This window comes from Planococcus sp. TJ-302, from assembly GCF_058268455.1.
In genome coordinates this window covers 291,701-306,901 of sequence record NZ_JBZDOI010000001.1, presented here as the reverse complement: position 1 = coordinate 306,901, position 15,201 = coordinate 291,701, and the positions used below count along the sequence as shown (strand labels likewise).

Genomic DNA, 15,201 nt, shown 5'->3' with positions numbered 1-15,201 from the left:
CAGCATGAACAGCTTATGACCCGTGAGCCTGGCTGTTGCCGCTAGATAATGAAAGAAAAACCCTTAGCTCAAAGAACTAAGGGTTTTCAATACTATTCGAGTGTTAAAATCCACTCAGCCATTGCTGGAATGTTGTCGGCTTCAACAAGGCCACCTGGCATAGCGCCTTTACCGTTAGCAATAATTTCTTCAATTCCTGCTTGGTCAAGCTCCGTGTCGATCAATGATGGACCAACTCCGCCTTCATAGCTTGAACCGTGGCATGAAACACAGCTTTGCTGTGCGACAGCTTCTGGATCGAATTCAGCAGCAGCTTCTCCGCCGCCTTCGCCTTCTGCTCCGCCTTCTTCTTCAGTTGCATGTTCTTCAGCAATTTCTTCTTGGTTGCCAACGCCTTCTAATGATAAGAAGAAAATTAGACCAATACCGAAAGCCATGATTAAGATATAAGGTACAATTGCATTTTTTTGCATCCGTTACCCCTCCTCTTTAAGTTCTGCGTTAATGATAGTGTTCGTATCATTCATTATTGTACTGTATTATTTACAAAACGAAAAGTCTTAATGGATAAGTTTTAGCAGATTGTGACAAAATCAGTAATTTAGCAGCCGATTTGGCGAGCGATGACCATGCGCTGAACTTCTGAAGTGCCTTCGCCGATTTCCAGCAATTTCGCGTCGCGCATATAGCGCTCCACTTCGTATTCCTTCATATAGCCATAGCCGCCGTGGATTTGGATGGCTTCGTCGGCTACTTCCATTGCCATTTCAGACGCATATAATTTCGCCATTGACGCTTCTTTCGTGAACGGGCGCCCTTGGTCTTTCAACCAAGCCGCTTTATAGACCATGTTGCGGGCCAATTCGATTTTCATCGCCATATCCGCTAACTTGAATTGCGTGATCTGGAATTCCGATAATGTTTTGCCGAATTGCTTGCGCTCTTTCGAATAATTCAACGCTTTGTTGAAGGCCGCCTGAGCGATCCCTACAGCCATCGCAGCGATGCCAATGCGACCGCCATCCAATGTCACCAGGAACTGCCTAAAGCCTTCTCCACGCTTCCCTAGCAAGTTCTCTTTCGGTACGCGGACGTTTTCCAGCACCAATTCAGTCGTGTTAGATGCATTCAAGCCCATTTTATCGTAATTGTCGATAATCGTGAACCCTTCAGCGTCAGTCGGCACGATGATTGCGCTGATTTCTTTTTTGCCGTCATTCATGCCAGTGATCGCCGTGATTGCCAAGTGTTTCGCATGGCTGGCATTCGTGATGTATACTTTCGATCCGTTGATGACCCAGTCATCGCCGTCTTCCACAGCGCGTGTTTCCGTGCCGCCAGCGTCAGATCCCGCATTCGGTTCCGTCAATCCGAATGCGCCGAACGATTCGCCTGTGCAGATCGGCGTCAAGTATTTCTCTTTCTGTTCTTCGGTGCCGAAAAGGCTAAGCGGTGCACCACCAAGTGAAATATGCGCCGAATATGTGATGCCTGTCGAAGCGCATGCACGGCTCAACTCTTCCGTGACAATCGCAAAGCTCGTCGTATCCGCTCCCGCTCCGCCGTATTTCTCATCAAACGGCAATCCCATCATCCCCATGTCGGATAGCTGTTTGAAAATCTCAGTTGGAAACTGTTTTGTGCGGTCGCGCTCAATGGCGCCAGGAGCGACCACTTTATCGGCGAACTCCTTGAGCGTTTTCTTAATCATCTGTTGTTCTTGCGTCAAATCAAAATTCATTTTAATTACATCCCCTTTGTGTATGCGCTTTCAGTATTCATTATATAGGAAAAATTTAGACAAACTCAACCTTTAACCCAAATTAACGCAAAAAAACCGTTCCCTTTTGTTGGAGGGAACGGTTTCGGCTTATTCCAGAAAGTCTTTCAATCGTTTGCTGCGGGAAGGGTGGCGCAGTTTGCGCAGCGCTTTCGCTTCAATTTGGCGAATGCGTTCGCGTGTGACGCCGAAAACTTTGCCCACTTCTTCAAGTGTGCGCGTGCGGCCATCGTCAAGACCGAAACGCAGGCGCAAGACGTTTTCTTCACGATCTGTCAACGTATCCAGGACGTCTTCAAGTTGTTCTTTCAATAATTCATAAGCAGCGTGGTCCGATGGCGATTGTGCATCGGAATCCTCGATAAAATCACCCAAATGCGAATCGTCTTCTTCGCCGATCGGCGTTTCTAGCGATACCGGCTCTTGTGCGATTTTCAAGATTTCACGCACTTTTTCAGGCAATAAATCCATTTCTTCGCCGATTTCTTCCGGTGAAGGTTCGCGTCCTAAATCCTGAAGCAGCTGGCGCTGGACACGGATCAATTTATTGATTGTTTCGACCATATGCACAGGGATGCGGATTGTCCGTGCTTGGTCAGCAATCGCGCGTGTGATGGCCTGGCGGATCCACCATGTGGCGTATGTGCTGAATTTAAAGCCTTTCGAGTAATCGAATTTTTCCACCGCTTTGATAAGGCCCATATTCCCTTCCTGGATCAAATCCAGGAACAGCATGCCGCGTCCGACATAGCGTTTTGCGATACTGACAACCAAGCGCAAGTTTGCTTCAGCCAAACGTTTCTTGGCTTCTTCATCGCCCTGCTCGATCAATTTTGCGAGACGGACTTCTTCTTCGGCTTTCAAAAGGTCGACACGGCCGATTTCCTTCAGGTACATTCTAACTGGGTCATTGATTTTGACGCCGGGAGGAACACTCAGGTCATTCAAATCGAATTTGTCTTCAGTCGGTTTCATGAGGCGGTCCAAATGCTCTTCGTCATCTGATTTGCGTTCAAGCTCAATGCCATGGCCTTCAAGCTGATCGATGAATTCTTCCACTGCATCCGATTCCATTTCAAAAACCGCTAATTTATCGGCAATCTGCTCATAATTCAGTTCTCCGGTTTTTTTACCTATTTCAATTAATTGCTTTTTCGCTTCTTCGACTGTTGCTTCTGGCGCTTCTGAACTCAATGACACATTGCTTGCTTCTACTTCGTTTTGGTGTTCTGATTTCTCAGCCATACGACTTCCTCCTTTAAAAAAAACCGGAATTGATTTTACAATGATTTCCGTAAAGCAATCACTTCTTGGGCTAGAAGCAGTGCACGTTTTAAATCATGCTGTTTTTCCGCCTCTTTTGATTGCTGGATCTTAAGATTGATTTCTTGTTCGACCAAATGCTTTTCAAGATGTTTGATGCAGTCCTTTATTTCCTCTTCGGAATGTTCCGGATCTCGTTCAGTCATTGCGGTCTCCATGACAATTTTTCGGAGCTCCGGATCTTGCAGTGTTTCCAAAAATTTATGGAAATCGGCTTTGTCCCATTCTTCGTAAAAGCCGAGGAGCTGGACATACAGCGCTTGGTATTCTTCACTGATAAATGGCATGCCCGACTGGACCGCCGCTAATTTAGCCATAACTCGTTGATCGGCCAATGCATGCGAAAAAAGGAGACGCTCTGCACGATTCAGCGAAGTTGTTTTTTTAGGGCTCCGCTTCGCCGGTTGGTTGTTAATGGGCTGTTCTTTTGGCGGCCGGCTGCGTTCTATCGACTTATTTTCAAGTTTGCGGTAATGCTGTAAAATCGCCTCTTCAGACAATCCCGTCTCATTTGACAATTGCTTGATGTATAAGTCGCGCTCAATTGAGGAAGAACGGCCCGCCAACAATTGCAGCACTTCTTGGATATATTGCAGCAAGTCATTTTCATATTGAAAATTCTTGTGCCTGCGTGCATGCATCATGGCAAACGCGATGAAAGCATGCGGTTTGCCGATGATTTGATCTTTAAAGGCTTCGCTGCCGTTTTCCCTGACATAATCATCCGGGTCCATTTTGCCTGGCAGAACCGCTACTTCAACTTTGAAATTTTCTTCATTCAAGGCGATTGCAGCCCGTTTCGCCGCTTCCCATCCTGCATCATCCCCGTCAAAGCAAATGACTGCTTCCTGCGCGAAACGCTTCATCGCACGGATATGCTGGGCAGTCAGGGATGTCCCCATCGTCGCCAAACTGTTTTCAACTCCGGCTTTGGACGCCGCAATGACATCCATAAAGCCTTCGAATAAAACGATTTTCCGGTTTTTGCGTATCGCTCCTCTTGCATGGTTGACGTTGTAGAGAACCTGGCTTTTTTGGAAAATGGGCGATTCCGGGCTGTTCATGTACTTGGCTTCCTGTTTGTTGTGTTCAAGGACCCTTCCCGAAAATGCGATAGTTTTGCCGCTTTCGTTCATGATCGGGTACATTATTCTACCGCGGAAACGGTCAAAATATCCATTGCCCTGCTCACGTTGGATCGCCAATCCGCTTACTGCCAATTCCTCTTCGCTGAAGCCTTTGCGCTGCAGCGCCGTCGCCATGTAATTCCACTCTGGAAGAGACCAGCCAATGCGGTATTTCTCAATCAATTCACGGGTGAATCCCCGATTCTCCAAATAATCCAATGCTGCCTGCCCTTCTTCTGTATTGAGCAAGATATGGTGGTACATATCAGCAGCAAATTCATGCATCACAATCAACTGGCTGTCGCTTTTGGAAATCGCCGGTGCGGAATCGCCCGACGTATTGACTTCCACTTCAATTCCCGCGCGTTGGCCAAGCTTTGCCAAAGCTTCCTGGAAAGTCACATTTTCAATATCCATTAAAAATGTAATAACATTTCCGCCTGCGCCGCATCCGAAGCAATGAAAAATCTGCTTGTCGGATGTTACAGAAAATGAAGGTGTGCTTTCACCATGGAAAGGGCATAGGCCAAACCAGTTGCGCCCCCTTTTCGTCAGCTGCACGTACTCGCCGACTATATCTACAATATCTGCTGTAGAGCGGATTTGCTCGATTACTTCTTCAGGAACTCGATTTGACATTTCATCACCATTCTTTTTTGCTTAACATATTTAATTCGAGATTCTTTGGTGAATTCCTTCATCTTTTTGCAAAAAGATGACGCACGTTTTGCGCGCCTTAATATAGTTTTATCCACAATTCTTGATTATAAAACGTTTTCCTGAAATAATCCACAATTAAAACAGAAAAACCGCCTATACAGGTGGTTTCATCTGTCGCTCTATTTTCGTTTATTTAAAATTAAGTTGGCCGTTTCTTCTACTGCCCGATTCGTGACATCGAGAACTTCGCAGCCGATGCGGTCAACCACTTTATAGAAATGAGTGATTTCTTCATGAATGCGATTGATCTGCGCGTAATTGGCATCGTCGTTCAAGCCAAGCGCAATCAAACGTTCTTTGCGGATGTGATTGAGTTTGTCCGGGGAAATCACGAGGCCGAAGCATTTAGCCGGGTCCACTTGATACAATTCCTCCGGCGGATCCACTTCAGGCACCAGTGGGACATTTGCCACCTTTAAACGTTTATGCGCCAAGTACTGCGATAACGGCGTCTTGGAAGTCCGGGAAATTCCGACAAGCACAATATCGGCCATCAGAATGCCGCGCGGATCGCGTCCGTCGTCATACTTGACCGCAAATTCGATTGCTTCGACTTTTTTGAAATAATCGTCGTCCAATTTCCGCACAAGGCCGGCTTCTTCAAGCGGCTTCGCCCCGAGTTCTTCTTCGAGCGCGTCCATAAGAGGCCCCATCAAATCGACAGCGGGAACGCCGAGCTTCACCGTTTCAGTAGACAAATACGTTCTCAGCTTTTTTGAAACAAGCGTGTAAACGATAAATGCGTTTTGCTGTGACGCGAGCTGGATGATTTCATGCAGATGCTCAACGGAATCGATATACGGGAATCGTTTCATCACCGCATTTTGATCCGCATACAAATATTGGCTTACTGCGGCTTTGGCGACTAATTCACCCGTTTCCCCAACTGAATCGGAGACAACGAACATGCGGAGTTGTTTCATTTTATGCACCTCACAATTCATGGCTTTCCGATAAAGATAAAAATGCGCGCGTAATATTAGTCTTGGTCAGGCGGCCGACGACCTTGAATCCGTCTGGCTGCTCTTCAACGACTGGAAGCGCGTCGATTTGCTGGTTGATCAGGCGGTGCGCCGCTTGGATCAGCGAATCGTTCTTTGTGCAGAATGTAATGTTCGGCATCCGCGTCATAATGATATGTACAGGGATGGCACCTAGATTCTGGCTGCCAAGGCTCGTCCGCAGCAAATCCTTTCGGGACAGGACGCCAGTCAAATAAGAATTCTTATCGACGACGAACAGCGTGCCGACATCGTCAAGAAACATCTGGCTGATGGCGTCATAAACACTGACGTCTTCGCGGACAACTACCGGAATCGACTGGAAATCCTTTACTTTCATATTATTCATCGTATCCGAAATGTCCTGGCCCGGTTTTTTGCCGGAATAAAAATAACCGACACGCGGTCGGGCATCCAGGAACCCTGCCATAGTCAAAATGGCCAAATCGGGCCGTAATGTAGCACGCGTCAAATGCAGACGGTCTGCTATCTGCTCACCCGTAATCGGGCCATTGCCTTTGACGATGCGCAATATCTCTTCTTGTCTCTTATTGAGTTCGATCGGACTCACCGCCTCAAAATATGTTATACTCAATGTTAATTATTATATACTAATTAAGGCTATATTGCGAAGAAAAGAATGCCATGTTACAATACTATAGAATTAAATAGCTGGCAATGATGGAAATTAAAGTACTGTTACATGCAGCGAGCGGGGATGGTGAAAGCCCGCAAGGACAGGAAAAGGCGTTCTGGAGCCATATTTTTTAAGAGGGTTGCATGCTGTGCAGCCAATCGGGGTGGAACCGCGGGTCATAACGTACTCGTCCTCGGACTATATGTCCGGGACGTGTGCGATTTTTTATTTTATGGAGGTTTTTTTATGTCAATGGAAGATGTAGTAGCGTTAGCAAAACACAGAGGCTTTGTATTCCCAGGTTCTGAAATTTACGGGGGCCTAGCAAACACATGGGATTACGGCCCACTTGGCGTCGAACTGAAAAACAACATCAAAAAAGCATGGTGGAAAAAATTCGTCCAGGAATCGGTGCATAACGTCGGTTTAGACGCTGCGATCCTGATGAATCCGAAAACATGGGTGGCTTCCGGCCACGTCGGAAACTTCAACGATCCGATGATCGACTGCAAGAGCTGCAAAACGCGCCACCGCGCAGACAAATTGATCGAAGACGCGCTTGACGCAAAAGGCATTGAGATGATCGTCGACGGCCTATCATTCGACCGCATGGCTGAACTGATCAAAGAACACGAAATCAAATGCCCTGTTTGCGGCAAACAAGATTACACGGACATCCGCCAATTCAATTTGATGTTCAAAACGTTCCAAGGAGTTACTGAAGCTTCCACAAACGAAATCTTCCTTCGCCCGGAAACGGCTCAGGGGATTTTCGTCAACTATAAGAACGTTCAGCGCTCGATGCGCAAGAAAATGCCATTCGGCATCGCACAAATCGGCAAAAGTTTCCGAAACGAAATTACGCCAGGCAACTTTACATTCCGTACGCGTGAGTTTGAACAAATGGAACTTGAATTTTTCTGCAAACCGGGCGAAGACTTGGAATGGTACGCTTACTGGCGCGATTTCTGCAAAAACTGGCTGTTGAACCTCGACATGTCCGAAGACAATATCCGCCTGCGCGAACACGACGCTGATGAGTTGTCGCATTACTCGAATGCCACTGTCGATATCGAATACAAATTCCCATTCGGGTGGGGCGAGCTTTGGGGTATCGCGGACCGCACAGACTTCGACTTGAAGCGCCATATGGAGCATTCCGGCGAAGATTTCAATTACATCGACCCGATCACGAATGAACGCTACGTGCCTTACTGCATCGAGCCTTCACTCGGCGCGGACCGTGTAACACTTGCCTTCCTAGTGGATGCTTACCACGTAGAAGAACTTGAAAACGATGATAAGCGCACTGTGCTGAAACTGCACCCTGCCCTTGCGCCGTACAAAGCGGCAATCTTGCCATTATCGAAGAAGTTGGCTGACGGCGCGACTGAAGTGTTCGCTGGCCTTGCCAAGCATTTCATGGTCGACTACGATGATTCCCAGTCAATCGGTAAACGCTACCGCCGCCAGGATGAAATCGGTACGCCTTTCTGCATCACGTATGATTTCGATTCAGTCGAAGACGGCCAAGTTACTGTCCGCCACCGTGACTCGATGGAACAGACGCGCATGCCGATCGCTGAAGTACAAGCTTATATCGAAAAACACATCCAGTTCTAATCATTTTAGACCGGTGCATCTTCGTGATGCCCCGGTTTTTTTTTATTGGTTTGCTTTTTTAACGGCTTACGGACAGAATTGGAGTGGTTCCCGACAGTATTGGAGCAGTTGCGGACCATATTTCAACTCGAACGGACAGTATTCCTAAATGCGGACAGTAACCATCTCCTAACTTATTATCCTTACAAAAAAAGGCCCGCTCAGGAAAATTCATCCTGCTGCGGGTCTTGTTCCAGTTTTTTAGGCAGAAACTCTGGCGTCCGATCAAGCTGCTCGAGGAAACTCCTCGATTTCAACCGGATTCCCGCCTGTTCTTCGTAAATCGAACGGACGATTCCTTTAACGAGCGATTTCGTTTCTTTTTTCAGTTTCAGCGAGCCGACACGCTCAATCGGCACGAAATAAAACGTACGGATGAGCTTCACGAGCGATGGACTGAGCCGGATGATGTAGCGGTCGATATGGAAGCAGCGATGGCATAAGAAGCCCATTTCCTGAAACGAGAATGCGAATTCGCCATCTGTCGCCCCACAATTCGCACATTCGTGGAGGGTCGGCGTCAAACCTGCGGTCGGCAGCATCTTCCATTCTACAAATAGCGAAATCGCTTCCGGGTCGTAATCTTCCTCAATTGCGTGCAGCGCTTGATACAACAACTCATAAATGGCTGGCTGGGGTTCGTCCTGCTCTGTCAGCCGGTCGATCAACTCGACGATGTAACTGGCATAAGCGGTTTTCATGATGTCTTCCCGTATATGGCGCAGCGATTCCAGCTGATCTCCGCCTTGCAGTGTCCCCATCCCTTTGCCTTTGAAGATGGAAAAGCTGCCATGCGTGAAAGGCTGCGTCACCGCTGCCAAACGACTGGACGGTTTTTTCGCCCCCCGCGCCATGCACGTGATTTTTCCGGCATCGCGCGTAAATAAGGTCACGATTTTATTGTTTTCACCATACGGGCGGGCGCGGATCACAATACCTTCTAATTGGTTCAGCATAAGCCGGCTCCTTAGTATTCGTCGTCTCTAAACCCGAAATCGCGGAGGTGCATTGCTTTGTTGCGCCAATCTTTCTGTACTTTAACCCATAGATCCAAATAAACTCTAGAACCTAGCAGGTTTTCGATATCTTTACGGGCGCGTGAGCCGATTTCTTTCAGCAATACGCCTTTTTTGCCGATGACGATGCCTTTTTGGGAATCGCGTTCGACCATGATTGTTGCCTGAACGCGGATCATGCCCTCATGCTCCGCGTCCGGTGCAATTTTCTCGATAACGACAGCAATCGAATGCGGAATTTCTTCGCGCGTCAAATGCAGCGCCTTTTCACGGATCAGTTCAGAGATGATAAAACGCTCTGGATGGTCCGTCACTTGGTCGGACGGGTAGTATTGCGGACCTTCCGGCAAACGTTCAGCAATTTTCGCCAACAAATTATCGACGTTATTGCCTTGAATGGCCGAAATCGGCACAGCTTCAGCAAAATCGAATTCTTTTTTATAGGATTCGATGATTTTCGGCAAATCGTCTGGGTGGACCTGATCGATTTTATTCAGTACCAGGAAAACTGGCACGTCGATGCCTTGCAGCATATCGAGAACGAAACGGTCCTGCTTACCAATGCGCTCATCCGCACTGGCGACAAAAAGCAACACGTCCACTTCACGGAACGTGTTCTTTGCCACTTTCAGCATGAAGTCGCCCAGTTTATGGCGCGGTTCGTTGATGCCTGGCGTGTCGATGAAAACCATCTGGCTTTCGTCTGTTGTAACAACGCCTTGCACTTTATTGCGGGTTGTCTGCGGTTTATCGCTCATGATGGCGATTTTCTGCCCGACAACACGGTTCAAGAATGTCGATTTCCCGACATTCGGGCGGCCGATAATCGAAATGAAACCTGATTTGAAGCCATTATTATTTCCCTGCTGCATAATCTAAATCCTCCGTTGAAAACGCGCCTGGAAGCAGTTCGCTGACTGTCGTTTCCTGTACGTCGCCTTGCAAATTTGTTAAGTAAACTGGCATATCCGGCGCACAAAATTCCGCAATTACTTGGCGGCATGCCCCACACGGCGAAACCGCGCCTTTTGTATCGGCGACAACAGCGATTGCTGCAAATTCCTTATCGCCTTCTGATACGGCTTTGAACATCGCTGTCCGTTCCGCACAATTCGTCATTGAGTAAGCTGCGTTTTCGATATTGCAGCCGTGGTATACTTTCCCGCTTTTAGTAATCAGCGCAGCGCCGACTTTGAACTTCGAATATGGCACATATGCCTGTTCGCGTGCTGTTATTGCTTCTTTGATCAATTGTCCTTTTTCCATTCCGAATCACCTCTGTAAGTTAAAACCATTTTGGTAGAAATATTAGTAACCCAATTATAGCACTTGCGGCGGCAAATACCAAAACTGCGCCCGCCGCAATGTCCTTCGCTTCTTTCGCCAAAGGATGCAGTTCCGGCGATGCCAAATCAACGACCCGCTCAATCGCGGTATTGATCATTTCCAGCGCAATCATTCCCCCGATCACCCCGATGATTGCCAACCATTCACTGCTGGATACGCCTGTCAGAGCAGCAGCCAGAATCACCAAAGCCGCGGCCGCTAAATGGAATTTCATATTGCGCTCGCGCTTGGCTGCAGCCGCAATCCCTTGGCTAGCAAATTTAAAAGACTGAAAAAACTTAGTTCCCGCCATGCTCGCCACGCGTTATGCCGAGTGAAGCAAGGATTTTCTCTTGTCTTGAAAACATTTCCTTTTCCTCTTCTGCATCCATATGGTCGTAGCCAAGCAGGTGCAAAAAGCCATGTACCGCTAGAAAGCCAAGCTCGCGTTCGAATGAATGGCCGTAATCCCCCGCTTGTTCCTTCGTGCGGTCCAATGATATGACAATGTCCCCAAGCATACGCGGCTCTTCGGATCCGACGATTACCTGCTCCCCTTCGCCCAATTCTTCCATGGCGAATGAAATGACATCGGTCGGCGTGTCCTTGCCGCGGTATTCTTTATTCATTTCCTGAATAATATCATTCGTCACAAAAGTCACCGAGACTTCAGCTTCGCCCACATTTTCCGTCTCTGCAGCGTGCTTCAGCACTTTTCCCACAAATGACAGTTCGCTTTTTTTCAATGTTTCCGTTTCATCCATCAAATCGATTGTCAGCATGGCTGTCCCTCCCATTATTTTGTTTCTGCCGGATATTCGATGCGGGAATGGAATATCCCGTTCAATGTTTCACACATGATCTGTTTGATTGCATGAATTTCTTTCATGGTCAGGTCACATTCATCGAATTGCCCATCTTTCAGTTTATCTTCTACAATCGCATTGACCAATTTTTTTATCTTTTCTGATGTTGGTTCTTTCATTGACCGCACAGCAGCTTCTACGCTGTCTGCTACTGAGATGACAGCTGCTTCTTTTGACTGAGGCTTCGGCCCGGCATAACGGTATTCTTCATCATCGAGCGACGGATCTTTTTCCTTCGCTTTGTAATAGAAGAATTTCAGCAAGCTCGTGCCGTGGTGCTGTTCCGCAATATCGACGATTTCTTTCGGCATCTTATGCTCGCGAAGAATGTCTGCACCCAGTGTGCCATGGGCGATAATGATGTCGCGGCTCATTTCAGGCGGCAGCGAATCATGCGGATTTTTCATATGGACTTGGTTTTCAATGAAAAATTGCGGCCGCACCGTTTTACCGATGTCGTGGTAATAACAGCCGACGCGCGCGAGCAAACCATCCGCTCCGATTGCCTCACACGAAGCTTCCGCCAGGTTTGCCACCATTACACTGTGATGGTAGGTTCCAGGCGTTTCCATCAAGATGCGTTTAATCAGTGGATGATTGGGATTCGACAGCTCAATCAGCTTCATCGTCGACAAAATACCGAATGCAATTTCAAAGAATGGCAGCAAGCCGATCGCCATCGCTCCGGAAGCAATCCCCGATACCAGCGCGGCTGCGAAATAAAAACCGATTTCACGCCAGTCATACTGGCTTTGGGCAATCAATAAATAAAAACCGATGAACAGCGCATTGGTGGCGGCAACTGCCAAACTTGTTTGCAGCACTTTGCCGCGGCGCCCTTCCTGGTCGATCAAGTAAACACCCGCCAATCCCCCGAAAAGGATGTAAAGTGTGATTTCCATCTGCATCGTGAAGGCACTGCCCTCTTGCAACATCATACCCCCGATGGCCCCTACTAAAAACGTCATGTAGACCGCAGCCCGTTCATCCAGTACCAATCGCACGAGCATGCCCGCTAACGCGGAAGGAAACAGGAACGCAATGAAGACATCGAAATTGCCGCTGACCGAAGCCACCAGTTTCATTAACGACAACGAGATCAGCAGCACTGCTCCCATGACAAGAAGATAAGTCATTTTGTTCAATCGGGGCTTATGGGTGCGCTTTACGATGACCGCCAAAATCCCCACTGCGATAAGCACAAAAAGCGCCAGCCCATAGACCGGTTTATAATCCGCCTGGTCTTGCGTCATGCCGCTCAATTGCAGTTGGCGATAGATTTCCTTATCCACTACTTGGCCTTCCTGTACAAGGACCTGGCCTTGAAGGATGCGCGTCGGCTCGATGCTTGCCATTGCCTGTTTAGCCTGGGCTTGCGTCAATTCCTCATTGATGATGTCATTCGGGACAATCGCGAAACGCCCGATGGAAATCGCCGCCTGCAAGACAGAAGCAGGAATTCCACTTTCCTCTCGCAATTGCTGCTCGACCTTATTGCGGACCCCCGGCAATTCGTCCAGCCGGATGGGTTCTGCAAGTTCCGCTTCAACAAGCCGTTTGATAATCCCTTCCATGGCTTGCAGGCTTTCTTCAGGCAGCAGCAGCAGTTCGCGCTGCATCTCTTCAGTCAGCCGTAAACCGTTATCGCTCGTCTCCATAAGCCGTAAGCTTTCGCTCAAGGCATTCAGCATTTCAGGCATCTTTGGCCCTTCTTCTGGTTCTTGCCCCGGCGTTGCGCGGGCATCGCTGACATAACCGAATAGCGACTCGATGACTGCCAACTGATTGTCCGCGCTTTCTTCATTGAACTGGTAGCTCGGCAATATTTCCGCAGCTGCCCGCTGCCTTTCTTGTTCAGTCCTGACAGGGTCTTCCACTGTTTTTGCTGACCGGATTGTTTCATCCGACAGCTGGAACAATTCAATATCATAGCTTTCGCCAGCTACTGAATTATAAAGGAATCCAAAAATCGCCAACCCGATGCCCAGCAGCAGCGATATCGATAACGTCCGGTATCCTGCTTTTTCATATATTCGCTTCCATCGTTCTGCCATAACGACACCCCGCTTCTAGTACTCTTATCATACCAATTAATTGGTATGATATCACGGAAGATTTCTATATATTTGAAATTTTGCACTTAAAATGACCAGAAAAAAACCAACCTAGACAGAAGGCTGGTTTTCATATGCTTCAATAATTTTTGACACAAGTGGATGGCGGACGACATCGCCACGCTCTAAATATTGGACGTGGATGCCGCGTACGCCTTGCAATACTTTTTCAGCTGCAATGAGCCCCGATTCTGCTCCACGCGGCAAGTCGATTTGGGTCTTATCGCCCGTGATGATCATTTTCGAACCAAACCCAAGCCGTGTCAGGAACATCTTCATTTGGGCTTTCGTGGTATTCTGCGCTTCATCGAGAATGACGAAAGCTTCGTCGAGCGTACGTCCTCTCATATAAGCGAGAGGAGCCACTTCAATCGTGCCGCGCTCAATGAAACGGTTGGTTTGCTCCAAGCCAAGAACGTCGTGCAAAGCGTCGTATAATGGCCGCAGGTATGGATCGACTTTCTCTTTCAAATCGCCTGGCAGAAATCCTAGGCTTTCGCCAGCTTCAACAGCTGGGCGGGTTAGGATGATTTTTTTGACATGGCCATTTTTCAATGCCTGAACGGCCATCACGACCGCCAAATACGTTTTGCCGGTGCCGGCTGGCCCGACCGCGAAAATCAGGTCATGGGCGCGAATGCCATGCACATATTGGCGCTGGCCGATTGTTTTCGCGCGGATCACTTTGCCAGCGGCGTTGCGCGCCACTTCTTCATCGTATAATTCAGCGAAATACTCGATGGTGCCGGCTTTCGCCATTTCAATCGCCGAAACGATGTCTCGTTGGTCGATGTTGATGCCTTTGCGGATCACTTTCAGCAATTGCTCTATTAATAATTTACCTACTTGTTGGCCTTCTTCCGAGCCTGACAGCCGGATGACTTCACCGCGGGTAATTATTTGGATTTGTAATGCTTCTTCAATCAATGTCATGTGGTTATCAGAAATCCCGAGCAGCAGCACCGCTTCATTTGGATCCTTCACATGCAGTTCTAGTAATGGGTTGTCTGTCATGTAGTCGCTCCTTGAAATTTCAAATTTTTTTATAAAACAACTGTATCATTTATGATGAAGAGTTGTAAAACAATTTCTCCCATAATTAGATTACATAATAATATTATAGAAAATAAAAAACCGGCCAATGTTTTTGGCCGGCTTGCATTCATCTTTTTGATTTGGGTGGCAACAGGATTTCCGAAAAAATAATTGCCTTCTGCAGATCTTTCGCCTCTAGTGGAAAAAGATCAGCCAAATCCTCACTTTTGCGCGAAGTACGGAGATCTTCAGGTGCTTTATGGGTGGACAGCCTGCCAGTCGAAGCGATTGGTTTCATCGCTTGTTGGATTTCACGCCGCGGCACCCTCGCTTTCGCTTGATCGACTTTTTCCATCACTTTTTTTGCCTGCTCCGGGTGTTCTTTCATCTGCGTCTGCAATTCGCCGTACTTTTCCCTGGCATAGTCTTCGACCCGTCTAAGGGTGCGTTGTCCGGTAGTTGCCGGTGCGGGCCGCCTTTTGTCCGGTGTTTCTGCGCCATCTGTTTTTTTGTTATTGAAAAATGCGCCAATCGCCATGATGACGAGTGCCAATATGAGACCTTCCATGCGAAAACCTCCTTTGCCAGCGGCTT

Annotated in this window: 15 protein-coding genes; 1 reads left to right on the top strand and 14 read right to left on the bottom strand. The window is 47.9% G+C overall.

Annotation, left to right across the window (positions count from 1 at the left end; all coding sequences use genetic code 11):
• Positions 1–92: 92 nt before the first annotated feature.
• From cccA to ccpN, 6 genes are all read right to left on the bottom strand, one after another.
• A complete protein-coding gene (cccA, locus tag AC4EHB_RS01595) occupies positions 93–473 on the bottom strand; it encodes a cytochrome c550 (RefSeq protein ID WP_490980507.1) in 381 nt (126 codons plus the stop codon).
• A 128-nt stretch (positions 474–601) separates the two neighbouring features.
• On the bottom strand, positions 602–1,741 hold the full coding sequence (locus AC4EHB_RS01590) for an acyl-CoA dehydrogenase (RefSeq protein ID WP_490980506.1): 1,140 nt from the start codon (positions 1,739–1,741) through the stop codon (positions 602–604).
• Between the two features lie 129 nt (positions 1,742–1,870).
• Positions 1,871–3,025, bottom strand: a complete 1,155-nt coding sequence (gene rpoD, locus AC4EHB_RS01585; RefSeq protein WP_135500758.1) for an RNA polymerase sigma factor RpoD — start codon at positions 3,023–3,025, stop codon at positions 1,871–1,873.
• Positions 3,026–3,060: 35 nt separating this feature from the next.
• Positions 3,061–4,869 (bottom strand): DNA primase, encoded by a 1,809-nt coding sequence (gene dnaG, locus AC4EHB_RS01580; RefSeq protein WP_490980505.1) that lies wholly within the window; start codon positions 4,867–4,869, stop codon positions 3,061–3,063.
• Positions 4,870–5,069: 200 nt separating this feature from the next.
• Positions 5,070–5,873, bottom strand: coding sequence for a pyruvate, water dikinase regulatory protein (locus AC4EHB_RS01575; RefSeq protein ID WP_490973840.1), 804 nt, complete (start codon positions 5,871–5,873; stop codon positions 5,070–5,072).
• Positions 5,874–5,883: 10 nt separating this feature from the next.
• Complete coding sequence (gene ccpN / locus AC4EHB_RS01570) at positions 5,884–6,522, bottom strand: transcriptional regulator CcpN (RefSeq protein WP_135500755.1); 639 nt, start codon at positions 6,520–6,522, stop codon at positions 5,884–5,886.
• A 312-nt stretch (positions 6,523–6,834) separates the two neighbouring features.
• On the opposite strand from ccpN, the gene AC4EHB_RS01565 reads away from it, so the two are divergent.
• A complete protein-coding gene (locus AC4EHB_RS01565; protein ID WP_490980504.1) occupies positions 6,835–8,211 on the top strand; it encodes a glycine--tRNA ligase in 1,377 nt (458 codons plus the stop codon).
• A gap of 200 nt (positions 8,212–8,411) precedes the next feature.
• Here the strand turns inward: AC4EHB_RS01565 and recO are convergent, their stop codons facing one another.
• The 8 genes from recO to AC4EHB_RS01525 all read right to left on the bottom strand — a co-directional run bounded on the left by recO (position 8,412) and on the right by AC4EHB_RS01525 (position 15,175).
• A complete protein-coding gene (gene recO, locus AC4EHB_RS01560) occupies positions 8,412–9,206 on the bottom strand; it encodes a DNA repair protein RecO (protein ID WP_490980503.1) in 795 nt (264 codons plus the stop codon).
• 11 nt (positions 9,207–9,217) lie between these two features.
• Positions 9,218–10,138 (bottom strand): GTPase Era, encoded by a 921-nt coding sequence (gene era / locus AC4EHB_RS01555; RefSeq protein WP_490980502.1) that lies wholly within the window; start codon positions 10,136–10,138, stop codon positions 9,218–9,220.
• Positions 10,122–10,532 (bottom strand): cytidine deaminase, encoded by a 411-nt coding sequence (locus AC4EHB_RS01550; protein ID WP_490980501.1) that lies wholly within the window; start codon positions 10,530–10,532, stop codon positions 10,122–10,124. Before AC4EHB_RS01550 ends, era begins: the two co-directional genes overlap by 17 nt.
• 19 nt (positions 10,533–10,551) lie before the next feature.
• Positions 10,552–10,905 carry a diacylglycerol kinase family protein gene (locus tag AC4EHB_RS01545; RefSeq protein WP_490980500.1) on the bottom strand — a complete coding sequence of 118 codons (354 nt, stop codon included), beginning with the start codon at positions 10,903–10,905 and terminating at the stop codon, positions 10,552–10,554.
• Complete coding sequence (gene ybeY / locus AC4EHB_RS01540; RefSeq protein ID WP_490980499.1) at positions 10,892–11,374, bottom strand: rRNA maturation RNase YbeY; 483 nt, start codon at positions 11,372–11,374, stop codon at positions 10,892–10,894. The genes AC4EHB_RS01545 and ybeY overlap by 14 nt, the downstream gene beginning before the upstream one ends.
• Before the next feature lie 14 nt (positions 11,375–11,388).
• On the bottom strand, positions 11,389–13,512 hold the full coding sequence (locus tag AC4EHB_RS01535; RefSeq protein ID WP_490980498.1) for an HD family phosphohydrolase: 2,124 nt from the start codon (positions 13,510–13,512) through the stop codon (positions 11,389–11,391).
• Positions 13,513–13,623: 111 nt separating this feature from the next.
• Positions 13,624–14,586, bottom strand: a complete 963-nt coding sequence (locus AC4EHB_RS01530; RefSeq protein WP_490973833.1) for a PhoH family protein — start codon at positions 14,584–14,586, stop codon at positions 13,624–13,626.
• Positions 14,587–14,734: 148 nt separating this feature from the next.
• The gene (locus AC4EHB_RS01525; protein ID WP_490980497.1) at positions 14,735–15,175 is read right to left on the bottom strand and encodes a YqfB family membrane protein; all 441 of its coding nucleotides are present in this window, start codon (positions 15,173–15,175) and stop codon (positions 14,735–14,737) included.
• Between the last annotated feature and the right edge of the window lie 26 nt (positions 15,176–15,201).